The following is a 24,730-nucleotide window of genomic DNA, read 5'->3' as shown; positions in this document are numbered from 1 at the left end:
CCCCTCGCATCCCATACAGACGAACTGGAGTCTTCACATGACCGACGACCATCGAATCGAACGTGATTCGCTCGGCGAGCTACCCGTGCCGGCGGACGCCTACTACGGTGTGCACACCGCCCGGGCGGTGGCGAACTTCCGGATCACCGGCACCACCATCGGACAGTATCCTGCTCTCATCTCGGCCCTGTCATCCGTGAAAATGGCCGCGTGCGAAGCGAATCGGGTACTGGGCCGGTTGGACGAACGGCGGGCCGACGCCATCGCCACAGCCTGCGCCGAGTTGCGCGTGGGCCGGTTCCTCGACCAGTTCCCGATCGATCCGGTCCAGGGCGGGGCCGGCACCTCGTCGAACATGAACGTCAACGAGGTGATCGCCAATCGGGCCCTGGAGATCCTCGGCCACCCGCGCGGTACGTACACCGAGATCGATCCGATCATGCACGTCAACCTCGGTCAGTCGACCAACGACGTCTACCCCACCGCCGTCAGGCTCGCCGTGGTGACCCACATCCGGGAACTGACCGCGAGCCTCGACGGCCTGACGCGATCCTTCGCCGGTAGGGCCGACGCATTCGCGGACGTGATCAAGATGGGCCGCACCCAACTCCAGGATGCCGTGCCGATGACACTCGGCCAGGAGTTCGCGGCGTACGCGACCACCGTGCGCGAGAACCGGGACCGGCTGGCCGAGGGTGCGCTGTCGCTGCTGGAATGCAATCTGGGCGGCACCGCGATCGGCACCGGAATCAACGGTCATCCCGACTACCCGGCGCTGGCATGCCGCTTCCTGCGGGAGATCACCGGCGAGCCGGTGGTGCCGGCTGCCGATCGGATCGCGGCCACTTCGAATTGCGGTGACTTCGTGCAGATCTCGGGCACGGTCAAACGGGTCGCGGTCGAGTTGTCGAAGATCTGCAACGATCTGCGGCTGCTGGCGTCCGGGCCGGCGGCCGGTCTGGGCGCGATCAATCTGCCTGCCGCACAGGCCGGCTCGTCGATCATGCCGGGCAAGGTGAATCCGGTGGTGCCGGAACTGGTCAACCAGGTCGCGTTCGAGGCGATCGGCAACGACCTGACGGTGACCCTGGCCGCCGAGGGAGGCCAATTGCAGCTCAACGCCTTCGAGCCGATCATCGCGTACAGCCTGCTGCGCACCGTGGGTCATCTCACCGCGGCGGCGGACACCCTGGCCGCCGGCTGCGTCGACGGAATCACCGCCAACCGTGACCATCTCGCCGAGGAAGTGCACCGATCGGCCGGGCTGGTCACCGCGCTCGCACCCTATCTCGGCTACGCGGCCTGCGCGCGGGTGGCGAAACAGGCCCTGCGCAGCGGGCGTTCCGTCGCGGAGATCGTGGTGGACGAGGGCCTGCTCGACCGGGACCGGGTCGCGGAACTGCTCGCGCCGCGGCGATTGGCCGGACTGCCGCCGGCGGCGAGTGCCGTGCAGGTCCTCGATCCGGTCGTATCGTGAAGGGGCCCACAGTGATTCGGCAGGTCAGCGCACCACGACGAAGGATCGGTGCTGTCATGGACGAATTCGGTGACGACTCGGCCGTCGAGCGGGCCCAACTCGGACAGGCGCGGGTGTTCCAGATCGCGCTGCTCGCCGAAGCCGAACTCCTGCAAGAGGAACTGAATGCGCTGTACGAGGAGATGCGCGAGATCCATCGCCATTTGAGCACACTGCGGCGGCGGTTTCCCAGCCTGCCCCCGGAACCGATGCCGACCGGCCGGGCGCCCGTCGCACTCGTGCCACCGGCCACCGGTTCCTGGCCCGGCTCCCGCGGAGCCGGCAGGTGACGTCACGCCCCGGCCGTGGCAATGCCGCACACTCGGCGGCCGTCGGCGTTCCGGCCGTTCCGGGGCGGGGCTGTTCCGGGCGCGATGACGGTGGGGCTGTCTACGATGCGGCGCATGAATGGTTTCGTTCGCGTGTGCCTCACCGATATCGATCGGGTGATCGGGTCGATCGGATCCCACGACGAGGAACTGCTCGAGCGAATCATCCGACGGCACGAGGACGACTTCGTGGCGGACGCGGCGGAGCGCACGGCCGGGGAGGTCGGCGAGTTCGACGCGGTGCGAATGTTGATCCGCGAGGATCCGGGCAGCTATCCGTGGTCGGACGCGCACAACAGTGCGTTCGAGACGATCATGGGGATGTTCGACGGGCGGTGGCTCGCCGATGTCGAGCACGGCCGGCTGGAACAGATCGGCGAGGGGTTCGCGAGCCTCGGGGTGGACGCGATCTACGCGAATGATCTGACGTGCGGGACACCGTGGGCCAACGAGGACTGCCGGCAGGCGTGGTGGCAGTGGCGCGCGGCGACACCGGAACAGCGGGGCGAGGTGGAGCCGGAGGTGCTGGTCGCGATCGACGAATGGATGCAGTGGTTGCACGAGGCGGCGTCGACAGCGCATCTCGGAGTGCTCGGCGCTCTGTGGTGGGGCTGAGCACGGCGGCGTGTCGGGGGTTGTGGGCAGCGGTGGACTGATTGAATGCTCGTCGCTCGGTGCGGACCTGGTCCGCGGTCGCGGTGTGGCAGTTCAATGTCGATCAAATGTCCATGTATCCGACGGGAGCCTGCATGACCCAAACGCCCTTCTACGCCGATGTCCAATCGCATTACGACCTGTCCGACGATTTCTTCGCGCTGTTCCTGGATCCGACCCGGACCTACAGTTGCGCCTATTTCGAGCGGGACGACTACACCTTGGAGCAGGCGCAGATCGCGAAGATCGATCTGGCGCTCGGCAAATTGAATCTGCAGTCCGCCTCGACCCTGCTGGACGTGGGCTGCGGCTGGGGTTCGACGATGGTGCGCGCACTGGACACCCATCCGGATCTGACGGTCACCGGCCTGACCCTGAGCCGTAACCAGTACGAATACGTCAGCCAGTTGCTGGTGAGCCGCGGCTACACGGATCGGGCCGAGGTGCGGCTGCAGGGCTGGGAGGAGTTCGACGGCAACGTCGACCGGATCGTATCCATCGGCGCCTTCGAGCATTTCCGGCACGAGCGGCACGCCGACTTCTTCAAATTCGCGAAGGCGGCGCTGCCGGCCAAGGGCGGCCGAATGCTGTTGCACACCATCGTGTTGTATCCGTTCGGGTACGTCCGCGACATGGGAATTCCGTGCACCAAGGAGGATATTCAGTTCTTCCGATTCATCCGTGACGTCATCTTCCCGGGCGGGCAGTTGCCGTTCCCGGAGAAGGCGGGCTTCCCCGGCGTGAAGGATTTCGCCGAGGGCGCCGGGTTCCGTGTGGAGCGGATGCACGCGCTGCAGCAGCACTACGCGCGGACGCTGGACTGCTGGTCGGCCGCCCTGGCCGAGAAGCGGGCGGAGGCGGTGGAGCTGTGCGGGCAGGCGACCTTCGACACCTACATGAAGTACCTGACCGGATGTGCCGGCTACTTCCGTCAGGGCAGTATCGATGTCATGCAGTTCACCTGTGTCGCAGACGATTCCGTGTAGCCGGAACGCGGCGTAGCGCCGGATCTACACGCGGGTGGTCGCCTCGGGCCGCCGTGCCGGACAGGGTCCCTGTCCGCCACGGCGGCCTCCGTGTATCATCACCGATGTGATGTGCGTCACAAATTAGTGCCAGTATGCGGGATCTCTTGGAAAAGACTTTCCAAATTCTTTGCGGCTTCTTTACACTCGTGTCGGCCACAAGCCTTCGATGCGTGTACATGTTCCACCGATGAACCGGACCGGGAGGTCCGGCGAAGGAGAAATATGTCGACCGACACCGATCCGGCCCGCCGGATGCTCTTTCCGGGCCTCTCGTCCGTGCTCCGGCACGATCTACCCGCCTCCGTCGTGGTCTTCCTGGTCGCGCTACCCCTGTCCATCGGCGTGGCCGTGGCCACCGGCGCCCCGGTGGCGGCCGGACTGCTGGCGGCCGTCGTCGGCGGCCTGGTGGCCGGGGTACTCGGCGGCTCGTCGCTACAGGTCAGCGGGCCCACCGCGAGTCTCACCGTCGTCGTCGCGCAGAGTATCGGCCAATACGGCTGGGCGGCAACGTGTTTCATCACCATCGGGGCCGGGGTACTGCAGGTCCTGTTCGGGCTGAGCCGGCTGGCGCGCGGGGCGCTGGCCATCGCGCCGGTCGTGGTGCACGGCATGCTCGCCGGTATCGGCGTCACCATCGCGCTGCAGCAGATGCACGTCCTGCTCGGCGGGGAGTCGCACAGTTCGTCGTGGGCGAGCATCGTCGACCTGCCGCGTCAGCTGATGTCCGTGCACAGCGGCGACGCGCTCGTCGGCGCCATCGTCATCGCGATCCTGCTCGGCTGGCGGTACCTGCCGCCGATCCTGCGCATGGTGCCGGCGCCGCTGGTCGCGGTGGTCACCGCGACCGGGCTGGCGATGGTGGTACCCACCAGCGTCGAGCGAATCTACGTGGCGGGCACGCTCTTTCGCGACATCAGCCTCCCGGCGCTGCCGCGCGGCGGCTGGGGCGGTATCGCGCTGGTCATGGTGACCGTCGCGCTGATCGCCAGCGTCGAGACGCTGCTGTCGGCGGTCGCGGTCGACCGGATGCAGCCGGGCCGCCGCTCCGATATGGACCGCGAGCTGATCGGGCACGGTATCGCCAACGTCGTCGCCGGTGCGGTCGGCGCGTTGCCGGTGGCCGCGGTCATCGTCCGCAGCATCACCAACGTGAAGGCCGGCGCCCGGTCCAAGGCGTCCACCATGCTCGCCGGTGTGTGGGTGCTGGTGTTCGCGGTCGCTCTCGTCGACGTGGTGAAGCAGATTCCGCAGGCCGCGCTGGCCGGTCTGCTCATCGTCATCGGGATGAGCCTGATCAAGCTCGCGCACATCCGGCTGGCCCGGCGCGCCGGCGACCTGTTCGTCTACGCGGCAACGGTTCTGGTGGTGGTGTTCGCCAATCTGCTGCTCGGCATGCTGGTCGGGCTGGCGCTGGCCTTCGCACTGCTGCTGTGGCGGGTGGTGCGGGTGGTCGTCGTCGCGACGCCGGTCCCCGGCACCGAGAATCGCTGGCTGGTCGCCGTCGACGGCACCTGCACCTTCCTGGCCCTGCCGCGGATGACGGCGGAGCTGGCCCGGGTGCCCCGGGATGCCGTCGTCACCATCGAGATGACCGTCGATTTCATCGACCACGCCGCCTCCGATGCCCTGTACGACTGGGTGCAGCAGCACCGAAACCTGGGCGGCACAGTCGAATTGGTGGAGATGGGTGCGGCGCGGCTGGCGGATCTGGACGGTGGCCCACCCGCCCGTGGCCACGCCCGGCGCATGCTCGACGACGTACTCGGGCCGTGGCGGCGGACCCCGCGGGTGGATCCGGTGGTGGCCGGTATCGCGGCCTACCACCGCAGCCACGCGCACGTGGTGCGGCCGCATCTGGGTGAACTGCTCGAGGGACAGAATCCGGACGCGTTGTTCCTCACCTGCGCGGATTCCCGGATCGTGCCGAACGTGATCACCAACAGCGGTCCGGGCGACCTGTTCACCGTCCGCAACATCGGCAATCTGGTGCCCGCCGACGGTCGTGACACCTCGGTGGAGGCGGCGATCGTCTACGCGCTGGAGAAGCTCGCGGTGCGCTCGGTGGTGGTGTGCGGGCATTCGAAATGCGGTGCGATGGACGCGCTCTACCACGAGCGGGTCACCGGGCCGGGCCTCGACGACTGGCTCGCGCACGGCCGGCCCACCCTGCAGCAGTACCGGCACGGGCATCCGGTGGCGGCCGCCGCGGCGGTGGCCGGATTCGGGCCGGTCGACCAGCTGGGCATGGTGAACGTCGCGGTGCAACTGGAGACGCTGGCCGCGCATCCGGTGGTTCGCCGCGCGATGCTCGATCGCGGAGTTGTGTTGTCGGGCTTGTTCTTCGACATCTCCAGCGCTCGGGTCATGGAGATCACGCCGTCGGGTATCGGCCACATCGACGACGCGAGCGGACCCGTCACGGTGCTGCCGGTGCAGTAGGCCCGCTCGGCCGGAGTTCGGCGGCGCCCCGGGTCCGCGCACCCGGGGCGCCGCCGCGTCCGGATCGGCGCTCCGACCTCGGCCGATACGGACCGAAATGAACATTCTTTTTCTCAGACTTTGCTAAGCCTTTACGTTTAGCCTTGCGGGGCACGTCCGGGTGATCCAGCGGACACCGGAGTCCGCCGGCCTCTCGCTGCCTGGAGAACATGTTCGACCGACCGCGGCCGGAGTCGACCGGCGCGGTGAAGGAGAAATATGTCCGCCGACACCGACTCGACCGTTCCGCCCGCGTCCGCGGGCCCACCGGTGCGGACCGACCGGCTCGCCGAGCTGATCCGATACGATCTGCCGGCTTCCATTGTGGTTTTCCTTGTCGCGCTGCCGCTTTCGCTCGGCATCGCGGTCGCCTCCGACGCCCCGATCACCGCTGGGCTGATCGCCGCCGCGGTCGGTGGCATTCTGGCGGGCCTGCTCGGTGGCGCCCCGCTACAGGTCACCGGACCGGCCGCGGGCCTGACCGTGGTGGTCGCCGAGGTGATCCACGAATTCGGCTGGCAGACAGCCTGTTTCATCACCGTCGCGGCCGGTGTGCTGCAGATCCTGTTCGGGCTCAGCCGGATCGCCCGCGCGGCGCTGGCCATCGCGCCGGTCGTGGTGCACGCCATGCTCGCCGGTATCGGCGTCACCATCGCACTGCAGCAGGTGCACGTCCTGCTCGGCGGCGCCTCGCACAGCACGGCCTGGGAGAACCTCGCCGAACTGCCGGGTCAGTTGCTCGACCTGCGCGGCGGTGACGTCGCCATCGGCCTCGTGGTCATCGGCATCATGCTCGGCTGGCGGTATGTGCGCGGACCGGTCCGGGCGGTGCCGGGGCCGCTGGTGGCGGTGCTCGTCGCCACCGTGCTCGCCGTGATCGTGCCGGGGAATCCGGCGCGGATCGTCATCGACGGCTCGCTGTTCGACGCGATCGGATTGCCGAGCCTGCCCAGCGGCGACTGGGACGGCGTGCTCATGGCGGTGCTGACCGTCGCGCTGATCGCCAGCGTGGAGAGCCTGCTGTCGGCGGTGGCCGTGGACAAGATGCACACCCGGGCGCGCGCCGACTTCGACCGTGAGCTGATCGGCCAGGGCGTGGCGAATACGGCCTCCGGCCTGCTCGGCGGCCTGCCGGTCACCGGCGTGATCGTGCGCAGCGCGACCAATGTGCAGGCCGGTGCGCGCACCCGAGCCTCGGCGGTCCTGCACGGCATCTGGATCCTCGTGTTCTCGGTGGCGCTGGTCGGTGTGGTCGAACAGATTCCGAAGGCCGCGCTGGCCGGGCTGCTCATCGTGATCGGCGTCCAGCTGGTGAAGCTCGCGCACATCCGGACCGCCCGCCGCACCGGCGATCTCGCGGTCTACGCGGTGACGATCGCCGGGGTGGTGTTCCTCAACCTGCTCGAGGGCGTGCTGATCGGACTGGTACTGGCGTTCGCGCTGCTGCTGTGGCGGGTGGTCCGGGTCCAGGTGCACGCCGTACCGGTCGAGGCGACCGGGCGCTGGCTGGTCACCGTCGACGGCACCTGCACCTTCCTGGCGCTGCCGCGACTCACCTCACGGCTGGCCTCGGTACCCGCCGGCACCGATGTCCAGGTGCAGCTGACCGTCGACTTCCTCGACCATGCCGCGACCGAGGCGCTGCACGACTGGGCCCGGCAACACGAGAGTACCGGCGGCACAGTGGAATTCGTGGAACTCGGCACCGCCCGGATGAGCAGCGCGCTGGCCGCTCCGCCGCGCCGCGACCGGGCCCGCGGGTTGCTCGACGGGTTGCTGGCCCCGCGCGGCGCGCGGACGCGAGTACCGCGCGACCGCGATGCCGAGACGATCACCGCGGGTGTCGCGGAGTACCACCGGGGTCACGCGCACCTCGTACGGCCGCATCTGGACGATCTGCGTCACGGACAGGATCCGGACTCGTTCTTCCTGACCTGTGCGGACTCCCGGATCGTGCCGAACGTCATCACCTCCAGCGGGCCGGGTGATCTGTTCACCGTCCGCAACGTGGGCAATCTGGTGCCCGCCGACGGCCGGGACTCCTCGGTGGAAGCCGCGCTGAGCTTCGCCGTGGAACGGCTGTCGGTGCGCAACGTCGTGGTGTGCGGGCACTCCGGATGCGGTGCGATGCAGGCGCTGCTGACCGGTACGCGGCCGCCGGGCGGGCTGGGCGACTGGCTCGCACACGCCGAACCCGTGCTGGCCCGCTTCCTGGCCGGACATCCGGTGGCCGCCGCCGCAGCCGCCGCCGGTTTCCGGGAAGCCGACCAGTTGAGCATGGTGAACGTGGCGATGCAGGTCGAGGCGCTGTACCGGCATCCGACGGTGCGCCGGGCGGCGATGACCCGGGAGCTGGAGGTATCCGGATTGTTCTTCGACATCGGCACCGCGCGGGTATTGCACATCACTCCCACCGGCATCGCCGAAATCCCCGATCCCGCACCGGAATTCGCCACGCTGTAATTCGGTCGCCGCGAGTCCGCCCGCCGAGGGGTCGGGCGGACTCGCGCCGTCACCGGGGTGTAGACCCACCGCGGTGCTGCGGTGCGTACCGGTGTGCGGTGCCGGACAAGGCGGCGAACGTGCGTAATCGGACAGGCTTGCTGGCGTGGCGACCGGGTGTCGGGGTCGGGGACGACCTACGCTGGTCGGCGGCCTCCCGGTGCGGGTGGTATCGCCGCAATGGCGGAAAACTCCTGGCTCGGGCGGACGTGGTCGTGCCAGGCTGGTGTCAGGCGCAACTTCGATGGATCGGAGTCGGATGGAGATGGCGGCGGTGTCCGAGACCCTGGTGCCCGGCGTGGCACTCACCCGGCCGGAGTGGCTGGGAGAGCGGATCGCCGATATGGGCATCTCGTGGGGGACGGGTAATTCGCGGGTGTCCGGCACGCTGTGGTGGTGCATGGCCGCCTCGTCGCTGGTCGATCCGATCGCCACCGCCTACGCGGAGAACCGGCCCGCGCCGGATCCGCAGTTGGAGCGCCTCGTCTGCGAGGTGCGCCCGGACGGGGGCATCGAGCGGGTGTTCCCGGATCCGGCGGCGCCGGCACGCACGGCCCAGCCGGTCGAAAGTCGTTGCACGGCAGATGAACTCGCCTCCGCCGAGCAATCGTGCGCAGCCGCGGACAGCACCGGTGCGACGCCCGGGACACCGGCGCCGGAGACTGTGACGCCCGCGCCGGAGACCTCGACGGTCGGTGCGACGCTGCGGGAGACGCTGGGCCGCATCATTCCGGTGGTCGCCGAGGTCTCCGGCGCGGGTGTGCCGTCGCTGTGGGCGATCGTCGCCGATGCCATCGGCAACCGGGCCCTCGACGCCGGTGCGCCGGAGGCCGGAACCCGGCTGGCCGCGGAGGTCGCGGGGCAACTGCCGGTGCCGCGCTTCACCGATGCCGGCGGCCGGACCTTCGTGCGGCGCATCTCGTGCTGCCTCGTGTACGAGGTGTCCGGCTGCCAGATGTGCACCAGCTGCCCGAAACGGCCTGCCGCGCAGCGGCTGGAACTGCTGACGGCGCTGGCCACGCGCGGCTGACCGCCGGATCCCCGCCCGGTTGCGACGTTTCGCCGGGCTACCGGGTGCGAGATGCGGTCCATCGGCGCATCCGTCGTAGGCGCCGGATAGCATGGTCGCGCCGGACCGAATGCACCACCGGCCGGGCCCGGTACCGGGTCCGCCGGGCGGGTCACCACCCGTCCGAACCATGCGGGCAGCACGCCCGCCCAACACTGCCAAGGAGAGCGCAGCCGTGACCACCTCAGCCCGCACCGACCCAGCCGCCCTCGTTCGGGTGCCGGCCGGGACGACGGCGGGCGCCGCGCTGCGCGAGGCGGAACTGCCGAACAAGGGCCCCGACGCGGTGATCGTCGTCCGCGATCCGGAGGGCAATCTCAAGGATCTGTCCTGGACCCCCGACACCGATGTCGAGGTCGAGCCGATCGCGGCCGGTTCCCCGGACGGCCGCAACGTGATCCGGCACTCCACCGCACATGTGCTGGCCCAGGCCGTCCAGCAGGAGTTCCCCGGCGCCCGCCTGGGCATCGGTCCGTTCATCAAGGACGGCTTCTACTACGACTTCCAGGTCGACCGCCCCTTCACCCCCGAGGATCTGGCCAAGCTCGAGTCCCGGATGAAGAAGATCATCAAAGGCGCGCAACGGTTTTCGCGCCGCGTGGTCGAGGTCGAGGAGGCCCGGGTCGAGCTGGCGAAGGAGCCGTTCAAGCTCGAACTGATCTCCGACAAGTCCGGTATCGACGATCCGGAGGTCATGGAGGTCGGCGGCAACGAGCTGACCATCTACGACAACCTCGACCCGCGCACCGGCGAGCGGATCTGGGCCGACCTGTGCCGCGGCCCGCACTGCCCGACCACCAAGTACATCCCGGCCTTCAAGCTGACCCGCAGCTCGGCCGCCTACTGGCGCGGCGACCAGGACCGCGAGGGTCTGCAGCGCGTCTACGGCACCGCCTGGGAATCGCCGGAGGCCCAGGACGAGTACCTGGCCATGCTGGCCGAGGCCGAGAAGCGCGACCATCGCAAGCTGGGCCTGGAGCTGGACCTGTTCTCCTTCCCGGACGAGCTGGGCTCGGGCCTGCCGGTGTTCCACCCCAAGGGCGGCATCATCCGCAAGGAGATGGAGGACTACTCGCGGCAGCGCCACGTCGAGGGCGGCTACGAGTTCGTCAACACCCCGCACCTCACCAAGGCGCATCTGTTCGAGACCTCCAAACATCTCGAGTGGTACGCCGACGGCATGTTCCCGCCCATGCATCTGGACGCGGAGTACAACGAGGACGGCACCGTCCGCAAGCCCGGCCAGGACTACTACGTCAAGCCGATGAACTGCCCGATGCACAACCTGATCTACCGGTCCCGCGGCCGGTCGTACCGGGAGCTGCCGCTGCGGCTGTTCGAATTCGGCTCGGTGTACCGGTACGAGAAGTCCGGCGTGGTGCACGGCCTGACCCGCGCCCGCGGCTTCACCCAGGACGATTCGCACATCTACTGCACCCAGGAACAGGTGCAGGAGGAACTGACCACCATCCTGAACTTCGTCCTCGACCTGCTGAAGGACTACGGCCTCGACGACTTCTATCTGGAGCTGTCGACCAAGGATCCGAAGAAGTACGTCGGCGCCGACGATGTCTGGGAGGAGGCGACCGAGACCCTGCGTCAGGTCGCCGAGGCGTCGGGTCTGCAACTGGTGCCGGATCCGGGCGGCGCCGCGTTCTACGGTCCCAAGATCTCGGTGCAGGCCAAGGACGCCCTCGGCCGCACCTGGCAGATGTCGACCATCCAGCTGGACTTCTTCGAGCCGGAGCTGTTCGAACTGGAGTACACCGCCAACGACGGCACCAAGAAGCGCCCGGTGATGATCCACCGCGCGCTGTTCGGGTCGATCGAGCGGTTCTTCGGTGTGCTCACCGAGCACTACGCGGGCGCCTTCCCGGCCTGGCTGGCCCCGGCGCAGGTGGTCGCCATCCCGGTGGCCGACACCTTCGTACCGCATCTGGACCAGGTCGTGGCGCGGTTGAAGGCCGCGGGCGTGCGCGCCGAGGTCGACCGCAGCGACGACCGGATGCAGAAGAAGATCTTCAACCACACCGCGCAGAAGGTGCCGTTCATGCTGCTGGCCGGCGAGCGCGATGTCGCCGCCGGCGCGGTGAGCTTCCGGTTCCGCGACGGCACCCAGGTCAACGGTGTGCCGGTCGCCGATGCGGTGGCCACTGTGGTGGACTGGATCCAACGGCGGGAGAATACCTCGCCCACCGCGGAGGGTTTCGAGATCCGGAAGGGTTCCTGAATGACCGCCCGCCGGACACAGGATGGGGTATGAGCGAGCGCACTGTGGAACAGGCTGCCGCCCGGGCCGATTCGGCCGCGGAGTCGGCCGGGAGCATCGTCGACCGGGGCGTCGGCGAGCCGGATCGGTTGCAGCGGTTGTGGACTCCCTATCGGATGTCGTACATCACCGGTGCGATCGCCGAGCGCGAGGGCGAAAACCGGGAACCGGCGGGCGATTCGGGTAAGTCCGGGCATCCGTTCATCGAAATTCCGAAGATGTCCGACGAGGACGGCCTGGTGATCGCGCGCGGGCAGTGGGTGTACGCGGTGCTGAACCTGTACCCGTACAACCCCGGCCACATGATGGTGGTGCCGTACCGCCGCGTCGCCGACCTCGAGGATCTCACCCTCGACGAGAGCACCGAGCTCATGGCCTTCACCCAGCAGGCGATCCGGGTGATGAAGAAGGTGTCGCGCCCGGCCGGATTCAACGTCGGCCTGAACCTCGGCGGCGTGGCCGGCGGTTCGCTCGCCGACCATCTGCATCAGCACATCGTGCCGCGCTGGGGTGGCGACGCGAATTTCATCACCGTCGTCGGCGGGGTGAAGGTGATGCCGCAGTTGCTGCGGGAGACCCGGGCACTGCTCGCGGAAGCCTGGGAGGAGAGGTAGGTGCTGAGCTTCTTCGGTCGCGAGACCTTCGCCAAGGCGACCGCGCCGCTGGGCCGGGCGCTGGTCGGCACCGGGCTCACGCCGGACGCGATGACGGTGATCGGCACCACCGCCTCGATCGCCGCCGCGGTGACGCTGTTCCCGACCGATCACCTGTTCTGGGGAACGATGGTGATCTGGTTGTTCGTCATGTTCGACATGCTCGACGGGGCGATGGCCCGCGCGCGCGGCGGCGGCACACGTTACGGCGCCGTTCTGGACGCCACCTGTGACCGGGTGGCCGACGGCGCGATCTTCGCCTCGCTGGCCTGCTGGTCGGTGTACCACGAGCACAGCAAGCACCTGTTCGTGGCGACCCTCGTGGTGCTGGTGACCTCGCAGGTCATCTCGTACGCGAAGGCCCGCGCCGAGGCCAGCGGGCTGTCCGCCGACGGTGGGCTGATCGAGCGCCCGGACCGGCTGGTGATCGTGCTCGTCGGTGCCGGATTCACCGGTATCGGCGGTTATTTCGGCATCGACTGGCTGACCTACGCGGTCTATGTGGCGATGTACATCCTGGCCGTGCTCAGTATCGTCACGGTGTTCCAGCGGGTACTGGCGGTGCGGAATTCGGCGGGCGCACGCGAGGTGATCGCCCCGGTGGGCAAAGTCGAGCCCGGGCCGACGAACTAGGCGGCGGCGATGACGGAGATGAAAGCCGCGCTGACGGATCGAGCGTACGCGGCCGGGTGGCGGCTGATCCGGGGCCTGCCGGAGGGCACCGCGCGCCGGCTGTTCGACGCGGGCGGCAACTGGGCGGGCCGCCGGGCGAATCGGGCCGCGCACCGCGACGGCACCCCGAATCAATTGCGCCGCAACCTTTCCCGGGTGCTGGGGGTCTCGCCGATGGCGGTGCCCGACGAGCTGATCCAGGCGAGTATGCGTTCCTACGCACGGTACTGGCGAGAGGCGTTCCGGCTGCCGTCGATGGATCATGCGGCGATCACCGCACCGGATCGGATGCCGCCGGTGGAGAACATCTACCGGCTGGATACGGCACTGGCGGCGGGCCGCGGGGGGATCTTGGTGCTGCCGCACTCCGGCAACTGGGATATGGCCGGGCTGTGGCTGGCACAGCATTACGGCACCTTCTCGACGGTCGCCGAGCGGCTGCGACCGGAATCGCTGTTCCGGCGCTTCGTCGCCTATCGGGAGAGTCTCGGTTTCGAGGTGTTCCCGCTGACCGGTGGCGAGCAGCCGCCGTTCACACAACTGGCCGAGCGGCTGCGCGCGAATCGGGTGATCTGCCTGCTGGGGGAGCGCGACCTCACCGGGAACGGCGTGCCGGTGACGTTCTTCGGCGAGCGGACCTGGATGCCCGCCGGCGCCGCGAAACTGGCGGTCGACACCGGTGCGGCACTGCTGCCGGTGCACGCCTGGTACACCGACGTCGACGGACGCGAAGGCTGGGCCGTGCGGGTCGATCCCGAGGTCGACGTGTCCGGCGGAATCGCGGCCGCGACCCAGGCGCTGGCGGATCGGTTCGCCGCGAACATCGCCGCACATCCGGCCGATTGGCACATGTTGCAGCCGCTGTGGGAGGCCGACCTGTCGGCCGAGCGCCGCGCCCGCATCGCCACCGCGCAGGCGCAGCGGACACCGTCCCCGCAGGATCCGGCCGATAACGCGGGAGACGACCAGCGATGAAGATCGGCATGGTCTGCCCCTATTCGTTCGATGTGCCCGGGGGCGTGCAATCGCACGTGGTGGAGCTCGCGCAGGTGTTGCTCGAGCGCGGGCACCGGGTGAGCGTGCTCGCCCCGGCCGCCGACGACACCCCGCTGCCGGATTTCGTGGTGTCGGCCGGACGCGCGGTCGCCATCCCCTACAACGGGTCGGTCGCGCGACTGTCGTTCGGGCCCACGGCCTATACCCGCATCCGCCGCTGGATCGCCGACAACGATTTCGACGTCCTGCACATCCACGAGCCGAACGCGCCGAGCCTGTCGATGCTGGCGCTGAAGATCGCCGAGGGGCCGATCGTCGCCACCTTCCACACCTCGACCACCCGATCGCTGGTGCTGGCCACCTTCCAGGGGGTGCTGCGGCCCTACCACGAGAAGATCGCCGGTCGCATCGCCGTCTCCGAGCTGGCCCGGCGCTGGCAGGTCGAGGCGCTCGGCGGCGACGCGGTGGAGATCCCCAACGGGGTCGACGTGAAGGCGTTCTCGAACGCGCCGCCGCTGCCCGGCTATCCGCGCGAGGGCGGCACGGTGCTGTTCCTCGGCCGCTACGACGAGCCGCGCAAGGGGATGGCGGTACTGCTCGGCGCGCTGCCGCGGCTGGTGCGGCGGCATCCGGACGTGCAGATCCTCATCGTCGGGCGCGGCGACGAGGACCGGCTGCGCCGCGAGGCCGGCGAGCTGGCCGGTCATCTGCGCTTCCTCGGTCAGGTGTCGGATGCGGAGAAGGCGTCGGCGATGCGCAGCGCCGACCTCTACTGCGCACCCAACATCGGCGGCGAGAGTTTCGGCATCGTGCTGGTGGAGGCGATGGCCGCGGGTACCGCGGTCGTCGCGAGCGATCTCGACGCCTTCCGCCGGGTGCTGCGCGACGGTACCGCCGGGCGGCTGGTGCCGGTGGGCGACGCGACCGCGCTGGCGGGTGCGTTGGACGATCTGCTCGGCCACCCGCAACGGCGGGCCGATCTGATCCGCACTGCGAATCAGGTTGTGGGCGAATATGATTGGCCCGTGGTGGCCGAGCAGATTCTGCGGGTGTACGAGACGGTGACCGTCGGCGACGCCCGGGTGCGGACCGCCGGATGATCACCTTCTCCGCGACCTCGATCCTGATCCTCGCCCTGGTCGCGGCGGTGGTGGTCGCCGTCGGCGTCTGGGCCTACTCGACCGCGAACCGGCTGGACCGGTTGCACGTCCGGGGCGATCAGGCCCGGCACGCACTGGAATACGCGCTGGCCCGGCGGGCGGTGGTGACCCGCACGGTCGCCGTGGCGGTGGCCGGCGCGAGCCCCGACGACGCGGTCGCCGAACGCGCGAAACGCCTTGTCGCCGTGGCCGATCGGGCCGAGCGAGCGGACTGGGCGGATCGCGAGACCGCGGAGAACCAGCTCGCCGCCGCGCTGTCGGCGCTCGACATCACCGGCCTGCCCACCCAGCTGGTGGCCGAACTGGCCGACGCCGAGGCCCGGGTGCTGATCGCCCGCCGCTTCCACAACGACGCCGTCCGCGACACGCTCGCGCTGCGCACCCGCCGGCCGGTGCGGCTGCTGCACCTCGGCGGTACCGCGCCGCTGCCGACCTATTTCGAGATCGCCGAACGGGCCACCCCCGCCGCGGGTACCGGCCTGGAGGTCGACACCGTCCGCACCTCGGCGCGGGTGGTGCTGCTCGACGAGTCCGGCCGGGTGCTGTTGCTGCGCGGTTGCGATCCGATGACCCCCGACGTGCCGTTCTGGTTCACCGTCGGCGGCGGGGTGGAACCGGGAGAGACGCTGCGCGCGGCCGCGGTGCGCGAACTGTGGGAGGAGACCGGCCTCACGGTGGACGCCGCGGCGCTGCGCGGCCCGATCTGGCGCCGGGTCGCGGTATTCCCGTTCAACGGGGAGCTGATCCGCTCGGAGGAGCTGTTCTTCGTCACCCGGGTCGCCTCGTTCGATCCGTCCCCGGCCAGCTTCACCGTGCTGGAGCGACGCAGCATCAGCGGCAACAAGTGGTGCGATCCCGCCGACATCACCGCACTGGACGCCTCCGGCGAGACGGTCTACCCGTACGAACTGGACCGGTTGCTGCCGGAGGCGGTGGCCGCCGCGGCGGCCGATACCGACCCGCAGGTCCGTTCCATCCGCTGATTCCGCGCCGAGCGGGCGGAACCTGTGAGACCGCCCACCGTCGTGACCGATCGGTTATGGTCGGAAGCGATAGTGCCGCCGAGGCCGGCGGCGACCTGATGGAGGTGAGGTTCCCATGCCGATGTCGTATATCCTGCACGACTTTCTGCTGCCCTACCTCGGCGAAGAGGCGGCAACCTATTGGGCGACACTGCTGGTGATCGACCCGCTCTGACGATCCGCGGGTAGCGGGTGGCTAGCCGCCGATCGTCGCGGCGGCCACCCGCTCCTACGGTCGGCGGTCCAGTGCCGTCCAACTGGCTATCAAGTGGCCTGATCGGGCTGCCTACAATTGGGGTGTTCGCATTCGCACTGATCCCGATTGGCCCCGATGACCCAGGAGTTTGCCGTGACCGAGACCACCCCGACCGGAGAGACCGGAACCGGCACCGCCCGCGTCAAGCGGGGTATGGCCGAGATGCTCAAGGGTGGCGTGATCATGGACGTCGTCACCGCGGAGCAGGCCAAGATCGCCGAGGATGCCGGTGCGGTCGCTGTCATGGCGCTGGAGCGGGTGCCCGCCGATATCCGCGCGCAGGGTGGTGTCGCCCGGATGAGCGATCCGGATCTGATCGACGGCATCATCGAGGCCGTCTCGATCCCGGTCATGGCGAAGGCCCGCATCGGCCACTTCGTGGAGGCGCAGGTGCTGCAGAGCCTCGGCGTCGACTACATCGACGAGTCCGAGGTGCTCACCCCGGCCGACTACGCGCATCACATCGACAAGTGGCAGTTCACCGTGCCGTTCGTGTGCGGCGCCACCAATCTCGGTGAGGCGCTGCGGCGAATCACCGAGGGCGCGGCCATGATTCGTTCCAAGGGTGAGGCCGGCACCGGCGACGTGTCCAACGCCACCACCCATATGCGCACACTCCGCGACGAGATCCGCCGGCTGAGCTCGCTGCCCGAGGACGAGCTGTTCGTCGCCGCGAAGGAGTTGCAGGCGCCGTACGAGCTGGTGCGTGAGATCGCCGCGACCGGCAAGCTGCCGGTGGTGCTGTTCACCGCCGGCGGTATCGCGACCCCGGCCGACGCCGCGATGATGATGCAACTCGGCGCGGAGGGTGTGTTCGTCGGATCCGGCATCTTCAAATCGGGCAATCCGGCGCAGCGGGCCGCCGCCATCGTGAAGGCCACCACCTTCTACGACGATCCGGACGTGCTGGCGAAGGTGTCGCGCGGTCTGGGCGAGGCGATGGTCGGCATCAACGTCGAGGAGATCGCGGAGCCGCACCGGCTCGCCGAGCGCGGCTGGTGAGCGGCGCTCGCCCGGCGGTGCTCGGAATCTGAAACCGTAACGGCCGCCCCACCTTTCGGTGGGGCGGCCGGTGTTTCTCCCGCACCGGAACAGGTCCGGGAATCCTGCGTACCGTCGATTCACCGAGAATCAACGTGGCCGGCGTTGTGTGCGCGAGGTAGGCAGCCGACACTGGCCGCTGCCGCTGCCGCTGCCGCTGCCGCTGCCGCTGCCGCTGCCGCTGCCGCTGCCGCTGCCGCTGCCGCTGCCGCTGCCGCTGCCGCTGCCGCTGCCGCTGCCGCTGCCGCTGCCGCTGCCGCTGCCGCTGCCGCTGCCGCTGCCGCTGCCGCTGCCGCTGCCGCTGCCGCTGCCGCTGAGCTCTGCCCGGTGTCGAATCACACCGGAAATCCTCATGTTCGGCCGAATGTTGCGAGCGTGGCCCCGTTGTGTGGGTCGTCTGCCGGGCCCGCACGGAAGGTGCGGCGGTACATCAGCGGGGAGACGCCGATCGCCTCGTGTAGATGCTGCCGCAGTGATGCCGAGGTGGCGAAACCCACCTCGGCGGCCACCCGGTCGATCGGCAGATCGGTGGATTCCAGCAGTTCGCGGGCCCGGAACAGGCGTTGCTGGATCAGCCAGCGGCCCGGACTGATGCCGACCTCCTCGCGGAAGCGGCGGGCGAAGGTGCGGCCGCTCATCCCGGCCCGGCGGGCCAGATCACTCAAGGTCAGCGGCAGATTCAGATGCCGCAGTGCCCAGTCGCGGGCCTCGCCGGTACCCGTGGAGGTGGTCCGCGGCACGGGCTGCTCGATGTACTGGGCCTGGCCGCCGTCGCGCCACGGCGGCACCACGCACCGGCGGGCCACGGTGTTGGCGACCTCGCTGCCGTGATCGAGGCGGATCAGGTGCAGGCAGAGGTCCACGCCGGCGGCCGCGCCGGCCGAGGTGAACAGGGTGCCGTCGCCGACGTACAGCACATCCGGATCCAGCCGGACCCGGGGGAACGCGGTGCGGAACCGTTCGGTGGCATTCCAGTGGGTGGTCGCCGGGCGGTCGTCCAGCAGGCCGGCCGCGGCGACCACTGCGGCGCCGGTGCAGATGGATACCAGCCTGGCGCCCACCGGGATTCGCGCGAGCGCGGCCGAAAGCGGCGGCGGCAGGCCGTCTTCCATGATGGCGACGATGTCGCAGGGTGGAATCACCACGGTGTCAGCGGTTTCCAGTATGGCGGCGTCGTGCCGGACCGCGATGTCGAAGTCGGCGCCGGACCGGACCGGCCGGCCGTCGACCGAGCAGGTGAGCACCTCGTAACGGTCGTCGGCGGAGCCGAACACCCGGGTCGGGATGCCGAGTTCGAACGGGTACACGCCGTCGAGCGCCAGCACGACGACGCGGTGCGGTACCGCGACGGTCATGGCACGATCCTATCGAAGAGTGGCAATCATGCCATTTCGCGGGTGGCGCGGCCCACGGCATGCTGGGTTCATGACCACGAACCCGATTCCGGACACCATGCGCGCCATCGGCCAGGACAGCGTCGGCGGACCCGAGGTATTGCACGAGATCGAACTGCCGGTGCCGCAGCCGGGCCCGAGCGAGATCCTGGTCCGGGTACGGGCGACCGCCCTCAACCCGACCGACTGGGCCCACCGGGCCCGGACCGGCCTGTTCCTCCCGCCGCCACCGTACGTCCTGGGCTGGGACGTCTCCGGCGTGGTCGCGGCGACCGGCCTGGGCGTCACGCTGTTCCGGCCCGGTGACGAGGTGTTCGGCATGCTGCCCTATCCGCACGGCCACGGCGCGGCGGCCGAATACGTGGTCGGCCCGACCCGCGCCTTCGCCCGCAAGCCGCGCAATCTCGACCACGTGCGGGCCGCCGCGATCCCACTGGCCGCCCTGACCGCGCGGCAGGCCCTGGTCGACACCGCGGATCTTCAGGCGGGACAACGGATCCTGATCCACGCCGCGGCCGGTGGGGTCGGGCACTTCGCGGTGCAGATCGCGAAGTCGCTGGGCGCGTACGTGATCGGCACGGCGAGCGCCGCCAACCACGAATACCTGCGCGGTATCGGCGCGGACGAGGTGATCGATTACCGCGCCGTGGATTTCGCGGAGGTGGTGCACGACGTCGATGTCGTGCTGGACGCGATCGACGCCGCGAACGCGGTCCGCTCGATCGCGACGCTGCGGCCCGGCGGGCTCGTGATCACCCTGCGTGCCCGCGACGACGCCGACACGCTCCGCACGGCCGCCGAGCAGGCCGGGAAACGGGCCGAAACCCTGCTGGTGGAGGCGGATCACGCCGGGATGGCCGCGCTGACCGAACTGGCCGAATCCGGTGCGCTGCGGCCCACGATCGCCGGGGTGTACCCGCTGTCGGAGGCCGCCAAGGCACATGCCCTCGGCCAAACCGGCCGCACCGTAGGCAAATTGGTGCTCACCGTCGACTGAGGTATTCCGGCGCAGCAGCATCCACCGCGCAGGCCGCCTCTCCGTAGCGAGGCGGCCTGCGCGGTGGTGCGAGAAGTCCCGGCGGGCTATGCGTCGAGTTCGGCCAGAACCTCGTCGGACACATCGACATTCGTGTACACGTTCTGCACGTCGTCGCAGTCTTCCAGCGCGTCGACCAGCTTGAACACCTTGCGGGCCAGTTCCGCGTCGGCGGGTACCGAGACCGAGGGCTGGAAGCCGGATTCGGCGGAGTCGTAGTCGATTCCGGCCTCCTGCAGCGCGGTGCGCACCGCGATCAGATCGCTCGGGTCCGAGATGATCTCGAACTCCTCGCCGAGATCGTTCACGTCCTCGGCGCCGGCGTCGAGCACCGCACCCAGGACGTCGTCCTCGGACAGGCCGTTCTTCTCCAGGGTGACAACGCCTTTGCGGCCGAACAGGTAGGCCACCGAACCCGGGTCGGCCATGTTGCCGCCGTTGCGGGTGACCGCGACGCGGACCTCGCCGGCGGCGCGGTTGCGGTTGTCGGTGAGGCATTCGACCAGGACCGCCACGCCGCCGGGGCCGTAGCCCTCGTACATGATGGTCTGCCAGTCGGCGCCGCCGGCCTCTTCACCACCGCCGCGCTTGCGGGCGCGCTCGATGTTGTCCAGCGGCACCGAGCTCTTGCGCGCCTTCTGGATGGCGTCGTACAGCGTCGGGTTTCCTCCAGGATCACCACCGCCAGTACGGGCCGCGACCTCGATGTTCTTGATCAGCTTGGCGAAGAGCTTGCCGCGCTTGGCATCGATTCCGGCCTTCTTGTGCTTGGTGGTGGCCCATTTGGAGTGGCCGCTCATTCCCTACTTCCTTCACGTCGGTTGCTCGAAGTCCGGGCAGACAACTGTGCCAGTCTACTGTCCCGGCCGGGTGGGATTGTGCTACCGGGGCGCGCCGACCCCGCCCCGGATGATCGAATCCACGAACAGGCGGTGAAACCGCAGGTCACCGGTCACCTCGGGATGGAACGAGGTGGCCAGCACCGCGCCCTGCCGTACCGCCACGATACGACCCGCGAACGGGCCGTCCGGCACGCGGGCCAGCACCTCGACGCCGTCGCCGGCCCGCTCCACCCAGGGCGCCCGGATGAACACGGCCCGGACGGGCCCGTCGTCGAGCCCGGTCACGTCCAGATCGGTTTCGAAGGAGTCGACCTGGCGGCCGAAGGCGTTGCGCCGCACCGTCATATCGATACCCTCGAGGGTCCGCATATCGGGCCGGGTGTCGAGCACCTCGGTGGCCAGCATGATCATGCCCGCGCACGAGCCGAAGGCGGGCATACCCGCGCGCAGCCGCTCCCGCAGCGGCTCCAGCAGCTCGAACACCTGCAGCAGTTTGCTGATCGTGGTCGACTCGCCGCCGGGCAGGACCAGCCCGTCCACCTCCGCCAGTTCGGCGGGCCGGCGCACGGTCACCGCCTGCGCGCCGCATTCGGCCAGCGCGTGGAAATGCTCGCGCACATCGCCCTGCAGGGCCAGCACGCCAATCGTCGGTGTCACGAAAAACAGCATACGAGCAGGCCACGCCCGCCTTTTCCGCACCCGCCGACTGTGCTCCCGGTCACGTCGTGCGCTGGTAGCGGATCATGCCCTCCTGCACCACGGAGGCGACCAGTTCGCCGTTCTCCTTGAAGATGCGACCCCCGGTGAGGCCGCGGCCCCAGCCCGCGGAGGGGGAGAACTGGTCGTACAGCAGCCACTCGTCGGCGCGGAACGGGCGCAGGAACCACATGGCGTGATCGAGCGAGGCGTTCTGGGTGTGCGCGTCCGGGTGCGGTACCAGCGAGCTGCTCAGCAGGGACATATCACTCATATATGCGAGCGTGCAGACGTGGAACAGCGGGTCGTCGGGCAGCGGGTGCCGATAGCGGAACCAGATCTGTTGCTGCGCAGCGAGACTGCTGTGGTGCGCGGCCGCCGCGGCCGGAATCGAGCGGATGTCCCAGTGCTCCCATTCCCGCATCCGCCACGCGCGCTCCTCGCTCCAGCTCGCGCTGTCCTCCGGGACGTCCTGCGGCCCCGGCACTTTCGGCATCGCGTCCTGATGGTTGGGCCCTTCGTCACCGACGTGGAAGGAGGCCGACATGGTGAAGATCGCCTCACCGTCCTGGACGCCGGTGACCCGGCGGGTGGAGAACGAGCGGCCGTCGCGGATGCGCTCGACGAGGAAGACGGTGGGTTCGGCGGGATTACCGGGCCGGAGGAAATAGCCGTGCAGGGAGTGCACCTCGAAGCGGGGTTCGACGGTGCGGACCGCGGCGACCAGCGCCTGCCCGGCAACCTGCCCGCCGAAGGTCCGCGGCAACTGGGTCCGGACCGACGCGCCGCGGAAGATGTCCCGCTCCAGGCGTTCGATCTCCAATGCCTCCTCGATCGTGGCCATGTCTCGTCCTTCCCTCGCCGGTCGAGCTCACGCTACGGTACGGCGAATCGGACATGATGGATCGGTGCCCGAGTTCACCGCCATCACCGCCGACGCCCTGAGCGACCTGGTCACCGAGCGGGCCGCGGCGCGCACCGGCCACACCGTGGTGGCGATCGAGGGCGCCGACGCGGCCGATCCGGCGGCCTTCGCGGGCGGGATCGCGGACCGGTTGCGCACCCGCGGCCGCGCCGCCGCGGTGGTGTCGCTGCACGATTTCGTCCGGCCCGCGTCGCTGCGCTACGAGTTCGGTCGCGACGAGATGTCCTATCGGACAGCCTGGTTCGACTACGCGGGACTGGACCGGGAAGTGCTGCAAGCACTCCGGCGCGACAACCGCTGGCTGCCCGCGCTCTGGGACGAGCGCACCGATCGCTCCGCCCGCGCGAGAACCGTTGCGGCGAACGGGGATACGGTGCTGCTCGTGGCCGGGCCGATGCTGTTGGGACGCGGCCTGGACTTCGATCTGACCGTCGAGCTGCGGCTGTCGGAGGGGGCCCTGCGCCGCGCGGCGGATCCGGCGACCGCCTTCACGGTCGAGGCGCTGCTGCGGCACCGCCGCGACACCGCGGCCGAGCCGGACATCCTGGTGGCCTGGGACCACCGCGACCGGCCCGCGGCCCGGATCCGGCAGCCCCGCTGAACCGCCCGGCACGATCGCGGTGCGACCGTGCCGGGCGGGTGATCACTGCGGTGCGAGTTCACTGCGTGACGGCGACCGGCAGGCCCAGCCGGGCCGTCACCCACGGTAGCGACGAGCGGAACGCCGCGGAGGCGAACTGCCAGGTGTGGCCGCCCTCGGTGGTGTGGATCGTGCAGTCGATGCCGAGCGCGTGCCCGGTCTCGCACAGCTTCTCGGCCGCGCCGACCTCACCGGTGTCCATGACACCGTCCTGACCGCCGAAGCCGACCTGATCCTCCGACACCTTCGGCATCTGGAAGTTGGGCGTCTTGCCGCTGCCGCCGGTCATCCGCTTGGGCGGGGTCAGATCGTCGAACAGACCGGCCACCCCGGTGTACGGGCCGTGCTTCTGCATCACGGTCACCGGATCGAAGGCCTCCCAGGCGGCGGCGTTACCACCGAACAGCCGGTTGATCGTCTGCTCCTTGTTGCCGGACACCGGGCCGATGTCACCGGCGATGTCGACGAAGGTGTGGAACAGCTCCGGATGCATGACGGTCAGGTCGATCGCGCAGGTGCCGCCCATCGACCAGCCGATCACGGCCCAGTTGGCCGGATCCGCGGACGCGTTGAACTTCTGCTCCACATAGGGTTCGACGTCCTTGGTCAGATGGTCGGCGGCGTCGCCGCGCGGGCCGTTGACGCATTCGGTGTCGTTGTTGAACGAGCCGCTGGAGTCGATGAACACCATGATCGGCGCCTGCCCGTTGTTGGCGGCGGTGAACCTGTCGATATCGGGCATGATCTGGCCGCTGCGCAACCAGTCACCGGGCGTGTTGAATTCGCCGGCGATCATCATCACCACCGGCAACTTGGGCGGGGTCGGCCCGGCGAACCAGGCCGGCGGCAGATAGACGTCCTCGGTGCGGTGCGGGAAGTGGCTGCCGCTGGTGGGGATGTCCACCGGCACGACCACGCCGGTCTTCGGATTCGTGTTGCGCATACCGGCCAGCGCGTTGAGCGTGGTCTGATGCGGCAGCGGGCCGGCGGTCAGCGCGTTCCAGGCCGACTGCACGCTCGGGTAGTAACCCACCCACTGGTTGAGCACGACGGCCGCGCTGGCCGCCGTCACCGGCACCGCGAGGATGGCGACGGCGCGGTACCACCAGCGGGCGCGCGGCCAGCCGACGATCGCGATCGCGATCGCGGCGGCGGTGGCGCCCACGCACACCCACAGCAACGCGGGCGCCGGATCGGAGGCCAGGCCCTGATCGTTCATGTAGTAGAGGCCACCCAGGGCCGCCACCAGCGCGATCACCAGGCAGATCGGCACCCGGATCAGCCACCAGCGCCGGCCCGGCCGCACGATCGCGATGATCAGCAGTGCGAGCGCGACCAATTCGATGGTCAGCGGGAGCCAGCCGTGCAGCAGCGACAACCCTCGGTGGAAACCCCCGTACGGGTTGAGGTTTGCCGAGGGAAGCTGAGGGGGCGGGGGAGGGGCGACGCTCGTTGTCGGCAGCGGCGTCGTCGGTACGTCCATCGGCGCAGGAAACACGCCCGTAATTCTTGATCGTATTTCTGAACGCGAGCTGTGAATCATCTCCGAGTA

At 69.4% G+C, this 24,730-nt stretch carries 22 protein-coding genes; 16 read left to right on the top strand and 6 right to left on the bottom strand.

Annotation, left to right across the window (positions count from 1 at the left end):
• The first annotated feature begins 37 nt into the window (after window positions 1–37).
• The 14 genes from G361_RS0111065 to pdxS all read left to right on the top strand — a co-directional run bounded on the left by G361_RS0111065 (window position 38) and on the right by pdxS (window position 17,606).
• Entirely contained in the window at window positions 38–1,477 is a 1,440-nt protein-coding gene (locus tag G361_RS0111065) for an aspartate ammonia-lyase (RefSeq protein WP_019927146.1), read from the top strand.
• A gap of 56 nt (window positions 1,478–1,533) precedes the next feature.
• On the top strand, window positions 1,534–1,806 hold the full coding sequence (locus tag G361_RS0111060; RefSeq protein WP_019927145.1) for a hypothetical protein: 273 nt from the start codon (window positions 1,534–1,536) through the stop codon (window positions 1,804–1,806).
• A gap of 114 nt (window positions 1,807–1,920) precedes the next feature.
• Window positions 1,921–2,460, top strand: coding sequence for a hypothetical protein (locus tag G361_RS0111055; protein WP_019927144.1), 540 nt, complete (start codon window positions 1,921–1,923; stop codon window positions 2,458–2,460).
• Between the two features lie 134 nt (window positions 2,461–2,594).
• Window positions 2,595–3,485, top strand: a complete 891-nt coding sequence (locus tag G361_RS0111050) for a cyclopropane mycolic acid synthase family methyltransferase (RefSeq protein ID WP_026342922.1) — start codon at window positions 2,595–2,597, stop codon at window positions 3,483–3,485.
• A 264-nt stretch (window positions 3,486–3,749) separates the two neighbouring features.
• Complete coding sequence (locus tag G361_RS0111045) at window positions 3,750–5,966, top strand: bifunctional SulP family inorganic anion transporter/carbonic anhydrase (protein ID WP_019927142.1); 2,217 nt, start codon at window positions 3,750–3,752, stop codon at window positions 5,964–5,966.
• 258 nt (window positions 5,967–6,224) lie between these two features.
• A complete protein-coding gene (locus G361_RS0111040; protein ID WP_019927141.1) occupies window positions 6,225–8,468 on the top strand; it encodes a bifunctional SulP family inorganic anion transporter/carbonic anhydrase in 2,244 nt (747 codons plus the stop codon).
• A gap of 304 nt (window positions 8,469–8,772) precedes the next feature.
• The gene (locus G361_RS0111035) at window positions 8,773–9,537 is read left to right on the top strand and encodes a (2Fe-2S)-binding protein (protein WP_155981647.1); all 765 of its coding nucleotides are present in this window, start codon (window positions 8,773–8,775) and stop codon (window positions 9,535–9,537) included.
• A gap of 169 nt (window positions 9,538–9,706) precedes the next feature.
• A complete protein-coding gene (gene thrS / locus G361_RS0111030; RefSeq protein ID WP_196814460.1) occupies window positions 9,707–11,806 on the top strand; it encodes a threonine--tRNA ligase in 2,100 nt (699 codons plus the stop codon).
• Window positions 11,807–11,835: 29 nt separating this feature from the next.
• The gene (locus G361_RS0111025) at window positions 11,836–12,459 is read left to right on the top strand and encodes an HIT domain-containing protein (RefSeq protein WP_019927138.1); all 624 of its coding nucleotides are present in this window, start codon (window positions 11,836–11,838) and stop codon (window positions 12,457–12,459) included.
• Window positions 12,460–13,131, top strand: coding sequence for a phosphatidylinositol phosphate synthase (gene pgsA, locus G361_RS0111020; protein WP_019927137.1), 672 nt, complete (start codon window positions 12,460–12,462; stop codon window positions 13,129–13,131).
• 9 nt (window positions 13,132–13,140) lie between these two features.
• The gene (locus tag G361_RS0111015) at window positions 13,141–14,145 is read left to right on the top strand and encodes a phosphatidylinositol mannoside acyltransferase (protein WP_019927136.1); all 1,005 of its coding nucleotides are present in this window, start codon (window positions 13,141–13,143) and stop codon (window positions 14,143–14,145) included.
• The gene (locus G361_RS0111010; RefSeq protein ID WP_019927135.1) at window positions 14,142–15,266 is read left to right on the top strand and encodes a glycosyltransferase family 4 protein; all 1,125 of its coding nucleotides are present in this window, start codon (window positions 14,142–14,144) and stop codon (window positions 15,264–15,266) included. Before G361_RS0111015 ends, G361_RS0111010 begins: the two co-directional genes overlap by 4 nt.
• A complete protein-coding gene (locus tag G361_RS0111005; RefSeq protein WP_026342919.1) occupies window positions 15,266–16,309 on the top strand; it encodes an NUDIX domain-containing protein in 1,044 nt (347 codons plus the stop codon). Before G361_RS0111010 ends, G361_RS0111005 begins: the two co-directional genes overlap by 1 nt.
• A 370-nt stretch (window positions 16,310–16,679) precedes the next feature.
• The gene (pdxS, locus tag G361_RS0110995) at window positions 16,680–17,606 is read left to right on the top strand and encodes a pyridoxal 5'-phosphate synthase lyase subunit PdxS (protein ID WP_019927132.1); all 927 of its coding nucleotides are present in this window, start codon (window positions 16,680–16,682) and stop codon (window positions 17,604–17,606) included.
• 129 nt (window positions 17,607–17,735) lie between these two features.
• Here the strand turns inward: pdxS and G361_RS48225 are convergent, their stop codons facing one another.
• A complete protein-coding gene (locus G361_RS48225) occupies window positions 17,736–17,999 on the bottom strand; it encodes a hypothetical protein (protein ID WP_196814458.1) in 264 nt (87 codons plus the stop codon).
• Window positions 17,996–19,000, bottom strand: a complete 1,005-nt coding sequence (locus tag G361_RS0110990) for a GlxA family transcriptional regulator (protein WP_019927131.1) — start codon at window positions 18,998–19,000, stop codon at window positions 17,996–17,998. The genes G361_RS48225 and G361_RS0110990 overlap by 4 nt, the downstream gene beginning before the upstream one ends.
• 70 nt (window positions 19,001–19,070) lie before the next feature.
• On the opposite strand from G361_RS0110990, the gene G361_RS0110985 reads away from it, so the two are divergent.
• Complete coding sequence (locus tag G361_RS0110985; RefSeq protein ID WP_019927130.1) at window positions 19,071–20,036, top strand: NADP-dependent oxidoreductase; 966 nt, start codon at window positions 19,071–19,073, stop codon at window positions 20,034–20,036.
• Between the two features lie 86 nt (window positions 20,037–20,122).
• On the opposite strand, the gene G361_RS0110980 is transcribed toward G361_RS0110985, so the two are convergent.
• From G361_RS0110980 to G361_RS0110970, 3 genes are all read right to left on the bottom strand, one after another.
• Complete coding sequence (locus G361_RS0110980) at window positions 20,123–20,875, bottom strand: YebC/PmpR family DNA-binding transcriptional regulator (RefSeq protein ID WP_019927129.1); 753 nt, start codon at window positions 20,873–20,875, stop codon at window positions 20,123–20,125.
• Window positions 20,876–20,956: 81 nt separating this feature from the next.
• Window positions 20,957–21,586: a pyridoxal 5'-phosphate synthase glutaminase subunit PdxT gene (gene pdxT / locus G361_RS0110975; protein ID WP_019927128.1), complete on the bottom strand. Its 630-nt coding sequence runs from the start codon at window positions 21,584–21,586 to the stop codon at window positions 20,957–20,959.
• Between the two features lie 49 nt (window positions 21,587–21,635).
• Entirely contained in the window at window positions 21,636–22,457 is an 822-nt protein-coding gene (locus G361_RS0110970) for an acyl-CoA thioesterase II (RefSeq protein WP_019927127.1), read from the bottom strand.
• 64 nt (window positions 22,458–22,521) lie between these two features.
• Between G361_RS0110970 and G361_RS0110965 the strand changes: the two genes are divergently transcribed.
• Window positions 22,522–23,139 (top strand): hypothetical protein, encoded by a 618-nt coding sequence (locus G361_RS0110965; protein WP_019927126.1) that lies wholly within the window; start codon window positions 22,522–22,524, stop codon window positions 23,137–23,139.
• 58 nt (window positions 23,140–23,197) lie between these two features.
• On the opposite strand, the gene G361_RS0110960 is transcribed toward G361_RS0110965, so the two are convergent.
• Window positions 23,198–24,661, bottom strand: a complete 1,464-nt coding sequence (locus tag G361_RS0110960) for an alpha/beta hydrolase family protein (protein WP_081635354.1) — start codon at window positions 24,659–24,661, stop codon at window positions 23,198–23,200.
• Window positions 24,662–24,730: the final 69 nt, after the last annotated feature.

This window comes from Nocardia sp. BMG111209, assembly GCF_000381925.1.
GTDB lineage: Bacteria > Actinomycetota > Actinomycetes > Mycobacteriales > Mycobacteriaceae > Nocardia.
This window is presented reverse-complemented; position numbering and strand designations above follow the sequence as displayed.